Here is a 16,107-nt window from a genome sequence, read left to right as displayed (position 1 = left end):
GCGTGCCGCTCTTCACAGCCCCGCAGTGCCGAAGAGCCTACAATGGTGCTTCTTTGCGTACTGTGCGCCCCCCGTAATTTCGTCTGCCAAGGACGACATAAAATCAAGATGACTTTGCGACGTAACAGTCTGCTGGCCCACCACGAACTGATCACCACGTTGGCTTGGAAGAGCGTGGTTGTGCGCTACAAGCAAGCCTACCTTGGCCTAGCCTGGACAGTGGCTAAACCCGCGATGTTGATGGCCATCTTCACGGTGATGCGCAGCTTCATCGGCATTGACAGCGGCAACGTGCCCTACCCGGTGATGGCCTACTGCGCGCTGATTCCCTGGATGTTCTTCCAGGAGTCGGCCGCCGAGGGCGTCAACAGCGTGGTGGGCAATGCGCACCTGATCAAAAAGGTGTACTTCCCGCGCGAGATCCTTCCGCTCACCGCGGTCGTCACCAAACTGGTCGAACTGGGCATCAACCTGGCCATCGTGCTGCTGCTGATGGCTTGGTACGGCATTCTTCCGGGCGCCCAGGCGCTGTGGGTGCCGCTGCTGGTGCTCTACACCGTGCTGGTGGCGCTGACCGTGGCGCTGATCGGTGCGGCGATCAATGTGCACTTCCGTGACGTGGGCCAGATGCTGCCGCTGCTGATGTCGCTGGCCATGTACCTGTCGCCGGTGATCTACCCGCTGGCCCTGGTCAAGCAGCGCCTGATGACCGAGGGCATGGCGGGTGAATATGGCCCCTGGCTGTACACGCTGTACACCGCCAACCCGCTGGCCGGCATCATCGATGCGTTCCAGCGCGTGCTGCTGGCCAACCAGCCGCCTGATCTGCAGGCCATGTTGCCGGGCCTGGTGCTGGTGGCGGTGTGCCTGCCGCTGAGCTACCTGTTCTTCAAGCGGGCTGAGTCCCATTTTGCGGACGTGATCTGACATGAGCACCCCGGTCATCGAGGTTCAGCATCTCACCAAGGAGTTCCGCCTGGGCCAGCTCAGCGGCCTGGGCAAGAGCCTGCGCGACGGCCTCGCGCGCCTGCGTGGCCAGACGGTGGTGCCGCGCGAGATGTTTAAGGCGCTGGACGATGTCAACTTCAGCATCCGCCAGGGCGAGGTGGTGGGCATCATCGGCCACAACGGCGCGGGCAAGAGCACCCTGCTCAAGACCCTGGCCGGCATCAGCCAGGCCACGCGCGGCAAGGTGCATGTTGAGGGCCGCGTTGCGCCGCTCATCGAGGTGGGTGCCGGCCTGGTGGCCGACATGACTGGGCGAGAGAACGTGTTCTTGAACGCGGCCATCCTGGGTATGAGCCGGCGCGACATTCGGCGCAAGTTCGACGAAATCGTCAACTTCGCCGAGATGGAGAAGTTCATCGACACCCCGATAAAGCGCTACAGCTCGGGCATGCAGATCCGCCTGGCCTTTGCGATTGCCACTGCAGTGGACGCCGACGTGTTGATAGTCGATGAAGTGCTGGCAGTTGGCGATCTCGCCTTTCAACGCAAGTGCTTTGATCGCATGGAAGATCTCATTCGCCGCCAGGGGCGCACTGTCTTGCTGGTGAGTCACAACATTCGGCAGGTCGAGCGTCTTTGCACTCGCGCCATCCTGCTCGACCATGGCAGGGCAATTCTGGATGGCGAGCCACGCGATGTGTGCAACGTCTTCTACGACACAATGGATCAAAAGGTGCACGAAGGCTTGGCAAGTGCTGGCCCTGGTCTCGGGCGCCGGGAATCCAGCGGCGATATCGAACTGCAGGCCCTGAAGATTTTCGATACCACTGGACGCGAGATCGAGCGCACCGAGTACATGGGTGACTTCAACATTGAGGTTACATTCCAGGTTCGCCATATGATCCAGCGGCCGTCTTTCGGCATTGGCGTTCACACGACGGACTTTCTTTATCTTGCTACAAGCCAGAGCATCGACGTGCTTAAAGTACCCCAACTTGAGCCTGGTGTGCACACCGTCCGCTATGCAATTCGCGGTTTCCCCTTCTTGCCAGGCGTCTACTCCTTCCGTGTCGGAGTTGCGCTCGGCGACTCCTTCCAGGCGTTGCTGTACGTCGAGAATGTTGGAAAGCTGCTCGTGACATCCGCGCCGGGCAGTCGTGCCGTAGCATCTCAGAAGAGTGAAGGTTTTGTTGCCCTTGAAGGCGAATGGTCACTCTCAACACTACCGAAGGATGCGTGCGCTGTCGGTCCCCAGCTCGCTACCGGGTCCTTAGGTCAACGCTGAAAGAATATGGATCAGAAACTTTACGAATACGATCTCGACCTGACATCACCGATCGCGCCGGCTCGCGTGGTTCGCTTGGTGGGAGATGGCAAGCGCGTGCTCGAGGTAGGGTGCTCCTCGGGCGCATCTACGAAGGTGTTGACTAGCAAGATGAACTGCCGTGTCACTGGACTTGAAATCAATCCCGAGGCAGCCGAGGTAGCCAAGCGCTTTTGTGATCGCGTCATCACTGGCGATATCGAGCAGATCGACCTCGCGTCGCTGCTAGGTGAAGCACGCTTTGACGTCATCACCTTCGGCGACGTACTTGAGCATTTGCGCAACCCACTGGCGGTGCTGCGCAAGGTGCGGCCCTTTCTTGCCGACGGTGGCTGCCTCGTTGTCTCAGTGCCTAATATGGCGCATGTGTCGATCGCGTTTGAACTGCTGCACGGCCGCTTTGATTATCAGCCGAAAGGGTTGCTAGACGACACGCATGTCCGATTCTTCACCCGCAAGAATCTGCTGCGGATGTTGGAGGACGCTGACTTCACAGTCACCGTACTTGAACGTGTCGAAGTCGCGCCGGAAAGGACTGAGTTTGGAACCAATATCTCTACGCCCGAGCAGCACGCGATCCTCGCCTACGCTAATCGGCACAATCTTGAGGCCTGTACCTACCAGTACGTCGTGAAAGCGATCCCCGTTGCGCCGGGCGCGGGACTCGGCTCCAGTTCGACTGCTCAGGTACGGGAAAGACTCTCCGATCTTGAGGCGCTGTCGCACAAGCGCGAACGTGAGATTGCGGCGCTTGAATCCAAGCTGTCGTGGATTGAAAGCCGGCCGCCTTTGCGCGCATGGCGCTGGCTTTCGCGTATCGTCGGTTCGCGCAAATGACAAGTGCACCGAAAGTTTCGGTCTGCGTTCCGGCGTACAACGGGCAGCGCTGGCTGCACGATTGCCTAGCCAGCGTACTCGCGCAGACCGAGACTGACTTCGAGCTTCTTGTCGTCGACGATGGCTCGAGTGACGCCACGTTCGCGATAGCTCAGGAATTCGCTGTCGGTGATGATCGTGTCCGTGTGTTACGCAATGAGCGCAACCTTGGCCTTGTTGGCAACTGGAATTGCTGCATTGAGAACGCACGTGGCGAGTGGATAAAATTTGTTTTCCAGGATGATTTGCTTGATTCGCACTGTTTGCACGAACTACTTTCCCTGGCTGAACGGACCAAGCGAGAAGTGGTTTTCTGCAGCCGAGAGTTCTTGTTCGAAGAGGGCATTGCGGCAGACATCGTCGCCCACTACCAAGCTCTCCCTACGTTGAAGTCGGTGTTTGGCAATCGATTCGAACTTGATGGCCCAGCGGTTGTAGAGGCTTATTTCGTCGCAGCTCGAGGGTGGTGTAACTATTTTGGCGAACCGACCTGTGCCCTAATTCACCGTCGTGTCTTCGAACGATTTGGCAGATTCAATGCCGACCTCATTCAATTTTGTGACGTCGAATACTGGTTGCGGGTGTGCAGTCAGCTTGGCATGGCATGGCTGCCCGAGTCGCGCGCTTCATTTCGCGTGCATGGGGCGTCCACTTCGCAGCAAAACGCCCAACGCAAATCATTCCGTAGTTCGACGCTCGACCGATTGGTCCTCTTGCATCAGTTCGCCTACGCAGCTGAATATAAAGCGCTGCGCAAGGCCGCAGCAGCGTTGCTCGAGCCTGTCAACTTTCAACGCAAGCTTGCAAAGGACGCGTTTTGGGCCGGCAACCACGCGCGTGCCGCCGGCACTGACGCTGGAATCATGGACGACTGGAACAATTTGGCACGCCGCTACCCGCACCTGCAGCACTCAATATGGCAGCTACCGATGCAAGCACGAGCATGGCTGAACCGACACCTGCTATGGCGACTGTCGTAGCCGCCAGCGAGACTACGAGTACCGTTTCATCCGTAGCCGTCGTCGTCCTCAATTGGAATGGCAAGGCCGACACTCTGGCTTGTCTCGCATCGCTGCGTCTGGTGTCGCCTGCGACGCCCCGGATTATCGTCGTAGACAACGGCTCGGTCGATGACTCGGTACTGGCAATTCGCCAGGCTTTCCCGAATGTGGATCTGCTGCCGACCGGCGAGAACCTTGGCTTTGCGGAAGGCAACAACGTCGGCATCCGGCATGCGAGATCATTGGGTGCCAGCCACGTGCTGCTGCTCAACAACGACACTGAGGTGGCGCCCGACCTGATTGAACAGCTGCTGGCTGCCCACGCTCGGCATCCACAGGCCGGCATCATCGGACCAAAGACCTATTACCACGCCGATCCCAAACGGATCTGGTGGGCCGGTGGGCGTTGGGACGAGGCCGGCCAATGCTTCGCGCAGATCGGTGACGGCGAAATCGACCAGGGGCAGCGTGACCACGAAGTCGCCACGGAGTTCATCGTTGGCAGCGCAATGTTCGTGCCCAGCGAGGTGTTGGAGCAGGTGGGCTTGCTGGACAGCCGCTACTTTCTGAACTACGAAGAAATTGACCTCTGTACGCGCGTGCAACGTGCTGGCTATTCGCTCGTCTACGCGCCACAGGCCCGAATCTGGCACAAAGTTTCAGCGAGCTTCGGCGCGGAGGAGTCGCCGTTGAAGGTGTACTACACGTTCCGCAATCGCTTGCTGTGGGCGCGCGAGAACCTGACCTGGTCGCGGCGGCTGAAGATCATGCGGCGCATGGCAGCAATCGTCTGGAACCGCCTCGGGCGGCCGCTCTTCCAGTGGCGCGTGCTGGCGTCGCGCGGCCTCAAGCCCTTCTTCTGGCAGGCACGCGATGCCTTCACTAGCCCGATCAATCGGGCGATCCTGTGCGGCATACGCGACCATGCTCGACGACGCTTTGGCCCTTGCCCGCCCGATGTAATGGCGTTGCATCAGCGCTGGAAGGCGGCACGTGACTGACGCGATGTCAGATCGGCAGGGCCTGTCGCTGGACTCGACCTTAGAGGCGCCAAACGCCGCTGCAGGCGCGCCGCGCAGTGCGTCGGAGCATCCCGGTTCTGACGCCGAGCCGGCTTGCACCCACCTGCGCGTAGAGGCCCCCCTGGTGCTGCGTTTGCCGGAAGGTCACCGGCTGAGGATGCCGCCTGACGGGGGTATCTGTATCGAGCCACTGGAGGGCCAAGATTGGCATTACTGGCTGCCTCATTTGCCGCAATTGGTGGTGCGCGATGCATTGGGGCGGCTGCTCGGCATGACAAAAGTTGGAATGACGGAGGCGCGTCCGGAGGTTGGGCAGACGCTGCTTTCATTTGGCCAGACCGGGGTTGTCGAGGTTGACGTTTGGCGCATGCTGGCGAGCCTTGCACACAGCCCAATCGGTGGTCCCGAGCGCCCGCGCTGGTTCATGCAGGGCTCGCACACCGTGGTGGCCAGCGGTGCCGATGTCTACCAGCGCCTGGTGTCGGGCACTGTGTTCGAGAAGCGCAAGGCCTGGCCCAATGACTTGCGGATGTTCTCCGAGAACGACGGCAATGCGCTGCACCAGACCCTGCAGGGTCTGGCACGAGCCAGTTGCGGTGTCCTGCTACACGCGCTGCGCCACCAGGCGCTTGAGGCGGTGCTGGCGCGCCGATCGGATGATGGCGGCTACCGCCACGTCAAGATCTGCTTCACATTCCGCAATTGCATGCTGTGGGCGCGGCGGAACCTGCCCCTGCGCGGACGCATCGCGATCCACCTTTCCGTTTTTCGCTGGTTCCGTCCGCACTTCCTGCACGGACTCAACCACTTGACGGGAGGTGCCCCGTTGCCGGAACGATTGCGCAGTCTCTACCGGAGTCTGTGCGCGGCTTTCAACAGTCCGGTCAACCACGCCTGGTTGCGTGGCATCGCGGACTTCTGGCGCGGACATTTTGGTCCGTGTCCACAAGGCATCTGGCAACTGAATCGTCGCTGGGCGGAATCGCGCAGGAAATGACGAGCACAGCCGACCACTTCATGCAGCCACCGGCTGCAGATACCATTCCAGCGTTCTCTTCCCTGGCAGGCCTGTTCGCCTTGCCCGGCCGTGTCGTCGCGACCACCGCCCGCATGACGCGGTTCCTGGTCGAAGATCCGCCGACAAATGTGCTTCTGGACCGGCACGAAAGCGGCGCCGTGGCCGCTTCGATCGACTGCGCGTGCCAGGCGGGCGAAACGCTGCGCCTGCATGTCGACGGCCGCTACCGGTTGACGACAAGTCAGTGCGGCGGCTGGTTGCTGCAACCCGGTGACGAGCATGCCCCTCTGTACTGGCTGCCCCGCTTGCCGGTGGTGCGCGTCTTCGGTCCGCATGGGCACATAGTGCGCGAGTCCACGGTTGGCGTCGGCGCTCTCGCGAGCGCGCCGGACGGACTCGATGTCGAGTTCGTGTTGCCGGAAACCGGGCGCTTCCAGGCGGTGGTCTGGTCCGTCCCCCAGGCCTGCAAGGCACTGACAGACAGTCTCGTCGCCGGCCGTCCGGACCCGTGTTACCTGTGGGGATCGCACAGCCGGATCGACACACCGGCCGACTGCTACATCCATATTGTCCATGGACAGGTCCACGAATCCCGCTTTGCCTGGCCTCACCACCGCAAGATCTGCTCGGAGAACGATGCCCACGCCATTTTTGTCGCACTGACCGGCTGGCTTCAGGGCATGGGACTGTCCATCGCCGAGCCCTTACGGCAGCAGGTGTTGCTGTCGGTACTCGCCCGTCAGGGCGAAGACGGCGGCTGGCGGCACGGGGAATGGACCGAACACAACGAATCGCACTACCGGCTGCATTGCAGCGCCATGCACCTGCTGATGGATGCGCTCGACGAGCGCGATGATCCTGTCCTGCGCCACGCGCTGACCCGTGCGGCAGCCTTCGTTGCCCAAGGGACCGACACACTCGATTGCGGCACTTGGTTACTGCACGACGAACTCGAGCGCAGCGAAGCCGCCCTGCGCAGCGGTCCGGGCCGCTGGTTGCGCTCGACGGCACTGGGCAAGTCGCCGTCGAACCTGCTGGTCCTGAATTCCCATCTCGACACCACGGTCGCGCTCGATCGCTACGCGGACACGACCGGTGACACGCAGTACGCGGCACTGGTCGCATCCGCCAACCGGGCCACCGAAGCGGTGCTCGCGCTGCGCCCGGCCCAGGCGCTCTACGGCCTGTTGTTCCGGGTCATCGGCCTGAGCTTCCTGCCGACAGACCGTGCGCGGGCACTGCCGGTCTGGAAGCGGGCACTGAAACGTCTGGGCTGGAAATATCTGATCCCCCTGCTACCCCGTATCAAGCGACTCTTTCCGCGACTGGTGATGCCCGGCGGCTACATCGACCGCGAACTATCCGCCATCGGCTTCGCGCATGATTATCATGCGGTCAATCTGATGGATCTGGCACGCCATCAGCGCCGTCACCCGAGCGCGATGCGCGACCAGGTGCTGACCGAAGGGCTGCGCTTCGTGCATCAGAGCGGCCTGGACAAGCGCTGGAAGGACATGAGCTACCACCGCTATGCGCTGGGCTTCTGGGCGGAAGCGCTTTACCAGGCCTGGCTGCACGAAGCGCGAAGCGAATGGCTGCACTGGCTGGCGGACGTCGTGCTGGATCTGGATGAACTGAACATGGGTCTGCCACCTTCGCTGCTCGGCGCCAATGCCGAATGCACTCCAGTGGCCAGGCAGCACTTCTTCCGGCTGCCCGAACAATCCGGTCTGCGCCAGATCAATCTCGGACGCGACGGCGTACCCGCGCTGCTGCTGGTCAACAGCGGCGCCGAACCGGTGCGCTGCCCGCTGCCATCAGACTGGACCTGGCAGGATGGCGTCGGCATGTCGATCAGCCAGACCCAGATCGAGCTTGCACCACGGGGCTGGATGATCGGCCACGGGAATCGCTGACATGCACATCGGCGTGGTGGCCCCCGAATTTCCGCCCGAACTGGGTGGCATGCAGACCTACGCGGTCGAGTTCGTGCGCGCGCTGGCGGCTCGCGGCCATACGGTGACCGTATTTACACGTACCGGGCCGGATACCGAAGCGGGCATACCGGGCGTCGAGGTACGCCGCGTGCTGCGCGAACGCCGCCATGCGGATCGAGCCATCCTGGCCACCCCGGGCATCGACGCGTGGCACGTAATGAACGCCTGCTATGCGTGGGTCGCAGCGGAGGTCGCTCCGGTGGTCATATCCGTGCACGGCAATGATTTTCTTGATCCCTACCTGCCCGTGGAGCGGCCCAACCTGGGCCGCATCCCCCTGCTGTGGAAATCCGACTCCCTGCGTCCGACGATAGAGTACTGGCTGGCACGGCCGCTGACCCGCCGGAGTGTCGCGCGCAACTTGCCCCGCGCGCGCGCCATACTGGCGAACAGCCGCTACACCGCAGACGTGCTGCTCGCGCAGCTGCCGGCCTGCCGTGGCAAGGTGATTCCGGCAATGGTCGGGGTATCGCCCGCGTTCTTCGATGTGCAACCGGGACCGCGTCTGCATCCCGATATGGAGCTGGTAACGGTGTGCCGGCTCGACGAGCGGCGCAAGAACATCGACCAGGTACTGCGGGCACTTGCCCAGCTTGCACCCGATCATGCCTTCAATTACCGCGTCGTCGGAGAAGGTGCCCGCCGCACCGAATTGCAGGCGCTGGCAGCCGAACTGGGCATCGCGGACCGGGTCGAGTTCACCGGTCGCCTTGCCTTCGATGCGCTGCGCAGCGCACTCGCCCGGGCTGATCTTTTCGTGCTCGCCGCCTCGATCGAGCAGGGCAGCCATGAAGGCTTCGGCATCGCGTACATCGAAGCGAACGCGGCCGGCACACCGGTGCTCGCCGCCCGTCTCGCCGGCGCAGCCGAAGCAGTCGATGAAGGCCGTTCCGGCCTCTTTGTCGACGACACCGACGTAACCTCGCTGGTCAGCGCGCTGCGCAAGGTACTGTCCGGCGAACTTCGTTTCGATCCGGAAGCCTGCCGTGCCTTCGCCCGGCGCTTCAGCTGGGACAGCGTCGTCGAGCAGGCACTGCCCTTCTACGGCGTCGACGCACCACGCTCCGACCCCACACAGAACACAGCTGGCCAGGCAGCATGACCGATATGCCAGACACCACCGCAAGCCGCCTGATATCGGTCGTGATGCCGTGCTACAACGCTGCCGCCCACGTTGAGCAAGCGGTGCGCAGCGCGCTCGACCAGCAGGCTGTCGAGGTCGAACTGCTGGTGGTGGACGACAGTTCCACCGACGAATCGGTGGCTATCGTGCAGCGTCTGCAGAGCGACTACGGCCCGCGGCTGACGCTGCTACATGCACCGCACGCCGGTCCCTATCCGGCGCGCAATCTGGGCCTTCGGCACGCCCGCGGCGACTTCATCGCCTTCCTCGATGCCGACGATTACTGGGAGCCGGACTGTCTGCACGCATTGCTGCACACGCTGCTTGAGCGGCAGGCCGATCTCGCCTACTGCGGCTGGCAGAACGTCGGCGCCGTCATGCAGGGCAGTGAGCCTTATGTACCGCCCGCCTATGAATATGAGGACACCTGCTCGCACTTCCTGACCGTGTGCCCCTGGCCCATCCATGCTGCGCTGGTTCGACGTCAGGTGGTGGACGCGATCGGCGGCTTTTCCACCCGGCGTTTCGCCTCCATGGACTACGACTTCTGGTTGCGCGCATACGCCCACAGCCAGAACATCGTGCGCGTTCCGCGCGTGCTCGCCTACTATCGCTGGCATGGCGCGGGGCAGATTTCAGCGGTGAAGTGGCGTCAGGTAATCGACGCCTGGATCGTACGGCGTGATTTTGTCCGCGAGCATCCTCAGCGGATGGCCCATCTGGCGCCCGACGTTTTGCAGGACATGGTTGATGGTGCGCTGCTGCGCGCCGCGTATGCGGCGTTCTGGAAGCGCGACCTCGTGTCGGCGCAGAAGCTGTTCAGGCAGAGCCTGCGCATCGGCGCCTGGCGGCCGGGCGACCTTCCCTACCTGCTTCCGGCGCTGCTGCCCTTGCCGCTGTTCCGGCGGGTGGTTTCGGGACTTGAACGAAAGTAGATCCGATTTGGCAAGCGTCACAGCCGGCATCGGCGAAAGTCTGTAAAAGAACAGGCTGAACTGTGCTTCCGACCGCCGTACTTCGACCACATGATGACACAACGCATTTCCGTGCTGATGTATCACCGCATAGGCGAACAGAGATCCGGATGGGACGGGCATTATTCGGTTTCACCGTCCCTGTTCGCGGCGCAGATGAACATGCTGTCGCGGCACGGCTACCGCGCGTGCGGCCTGACGGACTTTCTCGACTGGCTGGACGGACGAGCCGAATTGCCACAAGACAGTTTTCTGATCACCTTCGACGACGGTTTCTGCGGCGTTCTGGATCACGCGCTGCCAGTGCTGTCCCGGCTCGGCTGGCCGGCAACGGTATTCATGGTGAGCCAGCGTCTGGGGCAGCCCGCCGACTGGTCGATGGCGCCTGACGCCGAAGATCGCAGCCGCCGGCTGCTCGATGCGGCGGAGCTGGGCACGTTGCGGGATGCCGGATGGGCGGTGCAGTCCCACGGACGCCGCCATGTCGATCTCACCGAACTTGATGACGAAGCACTGAACGACGAATTGAGGGGATCGCGCGCCGACCTCGCAACCCTCGATGAAGCCGTCGATGTGCTGGCCTACCCTTACGGACGCCACGACGACAGGGTGATGACACGAGCCCGTCAGGCAGGCTACCGTGCCGCATTTTCGGTTCAGCCCGGATTCAATCGACGCGATGCGGATCGTCTTGCGCTGCGTCGTCTCGATGTGTTCGGCAGCGACAGCCCGACTGCGCTCAGGCGCAAGCTCGCGCTGGGCACCAATGACGGCAGCCTGGTCAAGCAATTGCGCTATCAGGCAAGGCGCGTGCTGGCACGCCTTCATGTCGCAGCCTGACCGATCCGGAACCACCATGACTGATCATCCGACCCCGCGCACGCCACCAGACGCCAGCGTCATTGTCTGCACCTATAATCGATGCGCGTCGCTGGCCGATACGCTGGCTGCGCTGGCGGCACAGGATGTCGGGACCGGGCAGTGGGAACTGCTGGTGGTGGACAACAATTCGCGCGACGACACGCGGTCCACCGTGGAGCGCTTCTGCGAGGCGCATCCCACCCTGGACTGCCGCTACCTGTTTCAGCCGGCACAGGGCCTGTCGCACGCACGCAACCTTGGCATCACCGAAGCCCGCGGCGCGCTGATCGTATTCACAGATGATGACGTGCTGCCCGAGAAGGATTGGCTGCGGCGCGCGATGGCGCTGATGCACAGTCATGATTGCGCCGCTTTCGGCGGTTACATTGCACCGATCTGGGAGCACGCGCCGCCTGCCTGGCTCACCGAGCGCTTCCACGGCTTCATCGCGATCCGCATGGACACGCGCGGTCCGTTCGAACTGGGCGAAGCCGATGAACTGCCATTTGGTGCGAACATGGGTTTCAGGCGCGAAGTATTCGACCAGCTCGGCATGTTCGACACCGCGCTCGGACGCAAGGGCAATGTGCTGGCTGGTGGTGAGGAATGGGATCTGTTCAGGCGCGTGCAGGCCTCCGGCGGACGGATCATCTATGCGCCGGACATCCGCGTGCACCACAAAGTTGAAGCGTTCCGGCTGCGCAAGAGCTATTTCCGGCGCTGGCGCTACCAGTGCAGCCGCAACGAGGCGCTGTCGGCGCCATTGCCGGACGCGAATCTGCTGTTCGGCGTTCCGCGTTACCTGATCATGCAGTTGCTGCGTGCGGCCGCGCGCACGCTGTCGATGACCCTGTCGCGTCCCGCGGACGAGGCATTCCGGCAGGAAATGATCATCTGGCATTTCATGGGCGTCATTTCCGGATCCAGACAGATGTCCCGGAGCCGTACACCGTGACCATCCCCTTGCTGGAATTTTCGGTGATTGCCACGGTGCGAAACGAACGGGAGTCGATCGCCACCTTCATCGACTCTCTTCTGATGCAGACCTTCGCGCCGGCGGAAATCATCATCGTCGACGGGGTGAGCACCGATGGCACGCTGGACATCCTGCAAGGCTACGCCCGTGATGGCCGCATTACGCTGATCAGCCAGGACTGCAATATTTCGCAGGGCCGCAATCTGGGCATCGCAGCGGCGCGCCACGAATGGATCGCCGCGACCGACGCCGGCTGTCGTGCGGAGCCGACCTGGCTTGAGCAGTTGGCGCGCACCGCTGCCGGCCCGGACACACCGGATGTGATTGCCGGCAACTACGCGTTCGAAACGCACAACGACTTCGAACTGGCCAGCGTGCTGGCGACTGATCCGCCGGACCGGGAGGACAGCGAACAGGCGCGCTACTACCCGTCGAGTCGATCTATCGCCTTTCGCAGATCGGCATGGAACGCGGTCGCCGGTTACCCGGAGTGGCTCTACGCCGCCGAGGACACGCTGTACAACATACGTCTGCGCGAACTTGGCCTGCGCTTTGCCTTCGCTCGGGAAGCTCGCGTGTGGTGGCGTCCCCGGCAGTCGCTGCGCGGTCTGTATCGCCAGTACTTCAACTATGCACGCGGCAACGGACGTATCGGACTGGCCCTCTACGGCTACTGGTCGAACATCAAGACCCACGGATTTTTCGCAGCATTTGCCTTGCTGGGCATGCTGCACCCGGCATTCCTGCTCGCTGCGGCGGCAGTCGGATTCAGCCATGTTCATCGCAATCTCTGGCCACAGGCCCGTCACGCTGGACTGTGCACCGGTCGCTCCGTGATGATCTGGAAAACCCTGTGGCTGATGGAAGTCGTGCGCATCGCCGGCATGTACGGATTTCTGGCCGGACGTGCCGATCGCAGGAAGGATCCGGTATTCATCCGCGAGCAGGCAGCATGGATGGGCCGGGATAGTCTGGAGGTCGAACCCACCGTATTCGGCTGGCAGGCACGAATGTTGATCGCCGCCTCGCTGGCCGCGGCCGCTTTCCTGGCCTGGCAACGGGTCTAGGAGAGGGCGTGCGCATGCGAATGTCAGTGATCATTCCTAGCTACAACTGCGAGCGCTACTTGCCGATGGCGCTAGACAGCGTGCTTGCGCAAACCCATGCCGCGGATCAGATCATCGTGATCGACGACGGCTCGCGCGACGACAGCGAAGCACTGGTGCACCGACTCTATGGCGATCGGGTGCAGTACGTGAAGCAGGCCAACGCCGGGCCATCCGCTGCACGCAACCATGGCATCAGGCTGGCCACCGGCGACATCATCGGCCTGCTCGACGCAGATGACACATGGTTTCCGGACGCGGTCGCCCGCGTGCTCGACAGCTTTGCCTGCCATCCACAGGTCGCGCTCGTGACCGCGGACAAGCAGGCGATAGACAGCGAAGGCACGGTGACCATCGAATCATGGTGGCAACGTCACGGCGTGCGCGACATGCTGGTACAGGCGCGCGCCGAGCCGCTGGACAACGCGCTCGGGCGGCTCGCGCGGGTTAATTTCATCAATACCAGTCTGGCGTTCATGCGACGCAGTGCGCTTGACCAGTGCGGGCTGTTCGATGAGTCGATACGTTACGGCGAAGACTACGAACTTTGGCTGCGTCTGACGTCGGCGCACGGATTGATCTGCCTTCCGGAAGTGCTCGGACAGTACAGGCTGCACGCGAACAACAGCACGCGCGCCACTGAGCCAATGCTGAAGGACTTCGTCGTGGTGGCCGAGCGGATGCGGCTCTGGGGGCAAGACGCTTTCCGTGCCGCTGGCGTCGACACCGACCGCATGGTCGCCGGGGCGATCAGCGATCTGGGTTACTGGTATTTTTCGGTCGGTCGATTGTCCGAAGCAAGACAGGCCTTTCGCGACAGTCTGCGCGAATGCCCCACCTCCCGAGCGCTGAAGTATTCAGCACTCAGCCTGCTTCCGGCCGCACTTCTGGCGCGCCTGAAGCAGAGCCGCTACCCGACCTCATGATCCTGGACACGCCACGCCGATGAATCCGATCGCCCGCGTCAGACAAGCCTTGAAATGGCGATTTCGCAACCGCCAACTGGAGCAGTTCGCAGAGCGCCTGCGCGCGTTGCGAACTTCCCGACCGTTCGCCGTCATCGTGATGCCCGGCAGCCTGCACGTAGCGCGACTGGCACTGCAGAAAATGCCCGCGCACATCGACCGGCTGATCGTGCTGAATGGCCTGCCGGCATGGGAAGTGAAACTCGCCCGGCAAGTGTTCCCCGGCCAATGCGTCGTGGCGTGCGAAGCCCTGATGGAGCACGATCAAGTGCTTGACCTGCTTTTCGACAACCTGGATGGCGATTTCGGCATTCTCGACTACGACTGCTTCGTACTGGACCCGGTGCATTTCGACCGCATGCGCGAACTGCAGGCAGGCAGCGTGATGAACGCCTGTTTCTCGCGCCGGCACCCGGAGTCGGGCTTGCGGGTACCGGAAACCTTCTTCCTGTTCTTCAATCGCGCAGCGATCCAGTCACTGAAGTCGCGCTATGGCGTCACCAGCCGGCCGATCCGCTGGACACAACTGCCCGATGCATGTCAGCAGACACTCTCCCGGCACGGCCTGGCGGAGGACCGTCTGCCGGAAGTGCACAAGGATTACTTCGATACGCTGCGGGTGCTGATGATGCTGGGTCAGGCGGAAGGTCAGACACTGACGTTTCTGGCTGACTTCCCCGCATCGCCGACGCCCAGCGGCGAAATATTCCATGTCGGAGGGATTTCCACGCCCAATCTGGTTGATGGCCTTTGGCGCTTCCGTGGCGCCTACTTCTGGCGCATGGTGCTGGAGCGTTGTGCGCTGAGTGAATTGAAGGAACGTTATCTGCGCATTTACGGCCGACAGAGTGCGGAGGATCTGCGCGCCGCCCATCCGAACTGGTCGCGCGAGGTCAGCGATGAATTTTTCGATTTCTGCCGGCGCCTCGTGGCCTGACGGCCCGCCTGACCTTCCTGTGCCGCCCGCCATGTCACCAGGCCTTCACTCATCATGATGTTCAGACTGAAAAATTCGATCGCACGCACCTGCTTCGATTACCGGACGCGGAACATTTATGCGACCGGGCCGCTGCGCCTCGATCCGTCATCCGGTTTCGGACTGCTCAGCCAGATCCGGCATGCCGACCTGACGATGTACCTGCTGGCGGTGAAATCGTTCAGCAGCAGGCTGGCGCCGGCGAGCGTACACATCGTCGATGATGGCAGCCTGACCTGCGAAGACAGACGACTACTGGCGCAGCATGTACCGGGCCACGTGATGCTGCGCGCGGAAGATTTCCGGAGAAGCGATTGTCCGCGCGGAGGGACATGGGAAAGGCTCATCGCCATCGCACATCTGGTCAAGGACCGCTACACCATCCAGCTCGATGCAGACACGCTCACACTGGACACAGTGCCGGAAGTCGCAGAGTGCGTACGCACCAACACATCCTTTGCGATCGGCACCTGGGACCAGCAGACGCCGGAAACCATGAAGGAGCGGCGCGAAGTCGCGCTGCGTCATGTTCAGGGCGAGCGGCCGCACATCCAGCTGATCGCGGAATCCCGCCTCGATGCGCTGGACAACTTCGACTCCATGCTTTACATAAGGGGGTGCTCCGGTTTCAGCGGATTCGCAAAAGGATGCATCGTTCCGGATCGGCTGGGCGCATGGTCGAATCAGATGCGCGCCGTCACCGGTGATCGATGGTCGGACTGGGGCACCGAGCAGTTCATGTCGAATATCGTGGTCGCGAATTCGCAATCATCGAGGGTGCTCCCGCATCCCAGATACTGCGATTGCACGCGTTATGTTGCCGGCCAGGCAGCCTTTGTCCACTTCATCGGCACCTGCCGATTCAAGGGCGGGCATTACGCGAAGACCGCCGGTCAGCTGATTGCCCGATTGTCCGACATCACACGCAAAGGCAGTTGAG

Annotated in this window: 15 protein-coding genes; all 15 read left to right on the top strand. The window is 62.3% G+C overall.

Annotation, left to right across the window (positions count from 1 at the left end):
* The first annotated feature begins 108 nt into the window (after positions 1-108).
* Complete coding sequence (locus tag NMQ14_RS01560) at positions 109-927, top strand: ABC transporter permease (protein ID WP_257092845.1); 819 nt, start codon at positions 109-111, stop codon at positions 925-927.
* 1 nt (position 928) lies between these two features.
* Positions 929-2,233, top strand: a complete 1,305-nt coding sequence (locus NMQ14_RS01555) for an ABC transporter ATP-binding protein (RefSeq protein WP_257092842.1) — start codon at positions 929-931, stop codon at positions 2,231-2,233.
* A 6-nt stretch (positions 2,234-2,239) separates the two neighbouring features.
* Positions 2,240-3,109 (top strand): bifunctional 2-polyprenyl-6-hydroxyphenol methylase/3-demethylubiquinol 3-O-methyltransferase UbiG, encoded by an 870-nt coding sequence (locus NMQ14_RS01550; protein WP_257092839.1) that lies wholly within the window; start codon positions 2,240-2,242, stop codon positions 3,107-3,109.
* Complete coding sequence (locus NMQ14_RS01545; protein WP_257092837.1) at positions 3,070-4,128, top strand: glycosyltransferase family 2 protein; 1,059 nt, start codon at positions 3,070-3,072, stop codon at positions 4,126-4,128. Before NMQ14_RS01550 ends, NMQ14_RS01545 begins: the two co-directional genes overlap by 40 nt.
* Positions 4,113-5,150, top strand: a complete 1,038-nt coding sequence (locus NMQ14_RS01540; RefSeq protein WP_257092835.1) for a glycosyltransferase family 2 protein — start codon at positions 4,113-4,115, stop codon at positions 5,148-5,150. Before NMQ14_RS01545 ends, NMQ14_RS01540 begins: the two co-directional genes overlap by 16 nt.
* Positions 5,143-6,168, top strand: a complete 1,026-nt coding sequence (locus tag NMQ14_RS01535) for a hypothetical protein (RefSeq protein ID WP_257092833.1) — start codon at positions 5,143-5,145, stop codon at positions 6,166-6,168. Before NMQ14_RS01540 ends, NMQ14_RS01535 begins: the two co-directional genes overlap by 8 nt.
* Positions 6,165-8,105: a hypothetical protein gene (locus NMQ14_RS01530; RefSeq protein WP_257092831.1), complete on the top strand. Its 1,941-nt coding sequence runs from the start codon at positions 6,165-6,167 to the stop codon at positions 8,103-8,105. Before NMQ14_RS01535 ends, NMQ14_RS01530 begins: the two co-directional genes overlap by 4 nt.
* A 1-nt stretch (position 8,106) precedes the next feature.
* Positions 8,107-9,288 (top strand): glycosyltransferase family 4 protein, encoded by a 1,182-nt coding sequence (locus NMQ14_RS01525; RefSeq protein WP_257092829.1) that lies wholly within the window; start codon positions 8,107-8,109, stop codon positions 9,286-9,288.
* Positions 9,285-10,244, top strand: coding sequence for a glycosyltransferase (locus NMQ14_RS01520; protein WP_257092826.1), 960 nt, complete (start codon positions 9,285-9,287; stop codon positions 10,242-10,244). The genes NMQ14_RS01525 and NMQ14_RS01520 overlap by 4 nt, the downstream gene beginning before the upstream one ends.
* Positions 10,245-10,445: 201 nt before the next feature.
* Positions 10,446-11,123 carry a polysaccharide deacetylase family protein gene (locus tag NMQ14_RS01515; RefSeq protein WP_257092825.1) on the top strand — a complete coding sequence of 226 codons (678 nt, stop codon included), beginning with the start codon at positions 10,446-10,448 and terminating at the stop codon, positions 11,121-11,123.
* Between the two features lie 16 nt (positions 11,124-11,139).
* Positions 11,140-12,099, top strand: coding sequence for a glycosyltransferase (locus tag NMQ14_RS01510; protein WP_257092824.1), 960 nt, complete (start codon positions 11,140-11,142; stop codon positions 12,097-12,099).
* Complete coding sequence (locus tag NMQ14_RS01505) at positions 12,096-13,187, top strand: glycosyltransferase (protein WP_257092823.1); 1,092 nt, start codon at positions 12,096-12,098, stop codon at positions 13,185-13,187. Before NMQ14_RS01510 ends, NMQ14_RS01505 begins: the two co-directional genes overlap by 4 nt.
* Before the next feature lie 14 nt (positions 13,188-13,201).
* A complete protein-coding gene (locus NMQ14_RS01500) occupies positions 13,202-14,152 on the top strand; it encodes a glycosyltransferase (protein ID WP_257092822.1) in 951 nt (316 codons plus the stop codon).
* A gap of 49 nt (positions 14,153-14,201) precedes the next feature.
* Complete coding sequence (locus NMQ14_RS01495) at positions 14,202-15,128, top strand: hypothetical protein (RefSeq protein ID WP_257092821.1); 927 nt, start codon at positions 14,202-14,204, stop codon at positions 15,126-15,128.
* A 54-nt stretch (positions 15,129-15,182) separates the two neighbouring features.
* Positions 15,183-16,106 carry a hypothetical protein gene (locus NMQ14_RS01490; RefSeq protein ID WP_257092820.1) on the top strand — a complete coding sequence of 308 codons (924 nt, stop codon included), beginning with the start codon at positions 15,183-15,185 and terminating at the stop codon, positions 16,104-16,106.
* Position 16,107 lies beyond the last annotated feature (1 nt).

Source organism: Methyloversatilis sp. XJ19-13 (genome assembly GCF_024580155.1).
Taxonomy (GTDB): Bacteria; Pseudomonadota; Gammaproteobacteria; order Burkholderiales; family Rhodocyclaceae; genus Methyloversatilis.
This window is presented reverse-complemented; position numbering and strand designations above follow the sequence as displayed.

Excerpts from the sequence above, each read along its gene's own strand:
- NMQ14_RS01560 (WP_257092845.1), top strand. The coding sequence starts at position 109 with ATGACTTTGCGACGTAACAGTCTGCTGGCCCACCACGAACTGATCACC.
- NMQ14_RS01555 (WP_257092842.1), top strand. The coding sequence starts at position 929 with ATGAGCACCCCGGTCATCGAGGTTCAGCATCTCACCAAGGAGTTCCGC.
- NMQ14_RS01550 (WP_257092839.1), top strand. The coding sequence starts at position 2,240 with ATGGATCAGAAACTTTACGAATACGATCTCGACCTGACATCACCGATC.
- NMQ14_RS01545 (WP_257092837.1), top strand. The coding sequence starts at position 3,070 with ATGGCGCTGGCTTTCGCGTATCGTCGGTTCGCGCAAATGACAAGTGCA.
- NMQ14_RS01540 (WP_257092835.1), top strand. The coding sequence starts at position 4,113 with ATGGCGACTGTCGTAGCCGCCAGCGAGACTACGAGTACCGTTTCATCC.
- NMQ14_RS01530 (WP_257092831.1), top strand. The coding sequence starts at position 6,165 with ATGACGAGCACAGCCGACCACTTCATGCAGCCACCGGCTGCAGATACC.
- NMQ14_RS01525 (WP_257092829.1), top strand. The coding sequence starts at position 8,107 with ATGCACATCGGCGTGGTGGCCCCCGAATTTCCGCCCGAACTGGGTGGC.
- NMQ14_RS01520 (WP_257092826.1), top strand. The coding sequence starts at position 9,285 with ATGACCGATATGCCAGACACCACCGCAAGCCGCCTGATATCGGTCGTG.
- NMQ14_RS01515 (WP_257092825.1), top strand. The coding sequence starts at position 10,446 with ATGCTGTCGCGGCACGGCTACCGCGCGTGCGGCCTGACGGACTTTCTC.
- NMQ14_RS01510 (WP_257092824.1), top strand. The coding sequence starts at position 11,140 with ATGACTGATCATCCGACCCCGCGCACGCCACCAGACGCCAGCGTCATT.
- NMQ14_RS01500 (WP_257092822.1), top strand. The coding sequence starts at position 13,202 with ATGCGAATGTCAGTGATCATTCCTAGCTACAACTGCGAGCGCTACTTG.
- NMQ14_RS01490 (WP_257092820.1), top strand. The coding sequence starts at position 15,183 with ATGATGTTCAGACTGAAAAATTCGATCGCACGCACCTGCTTCGATTAC.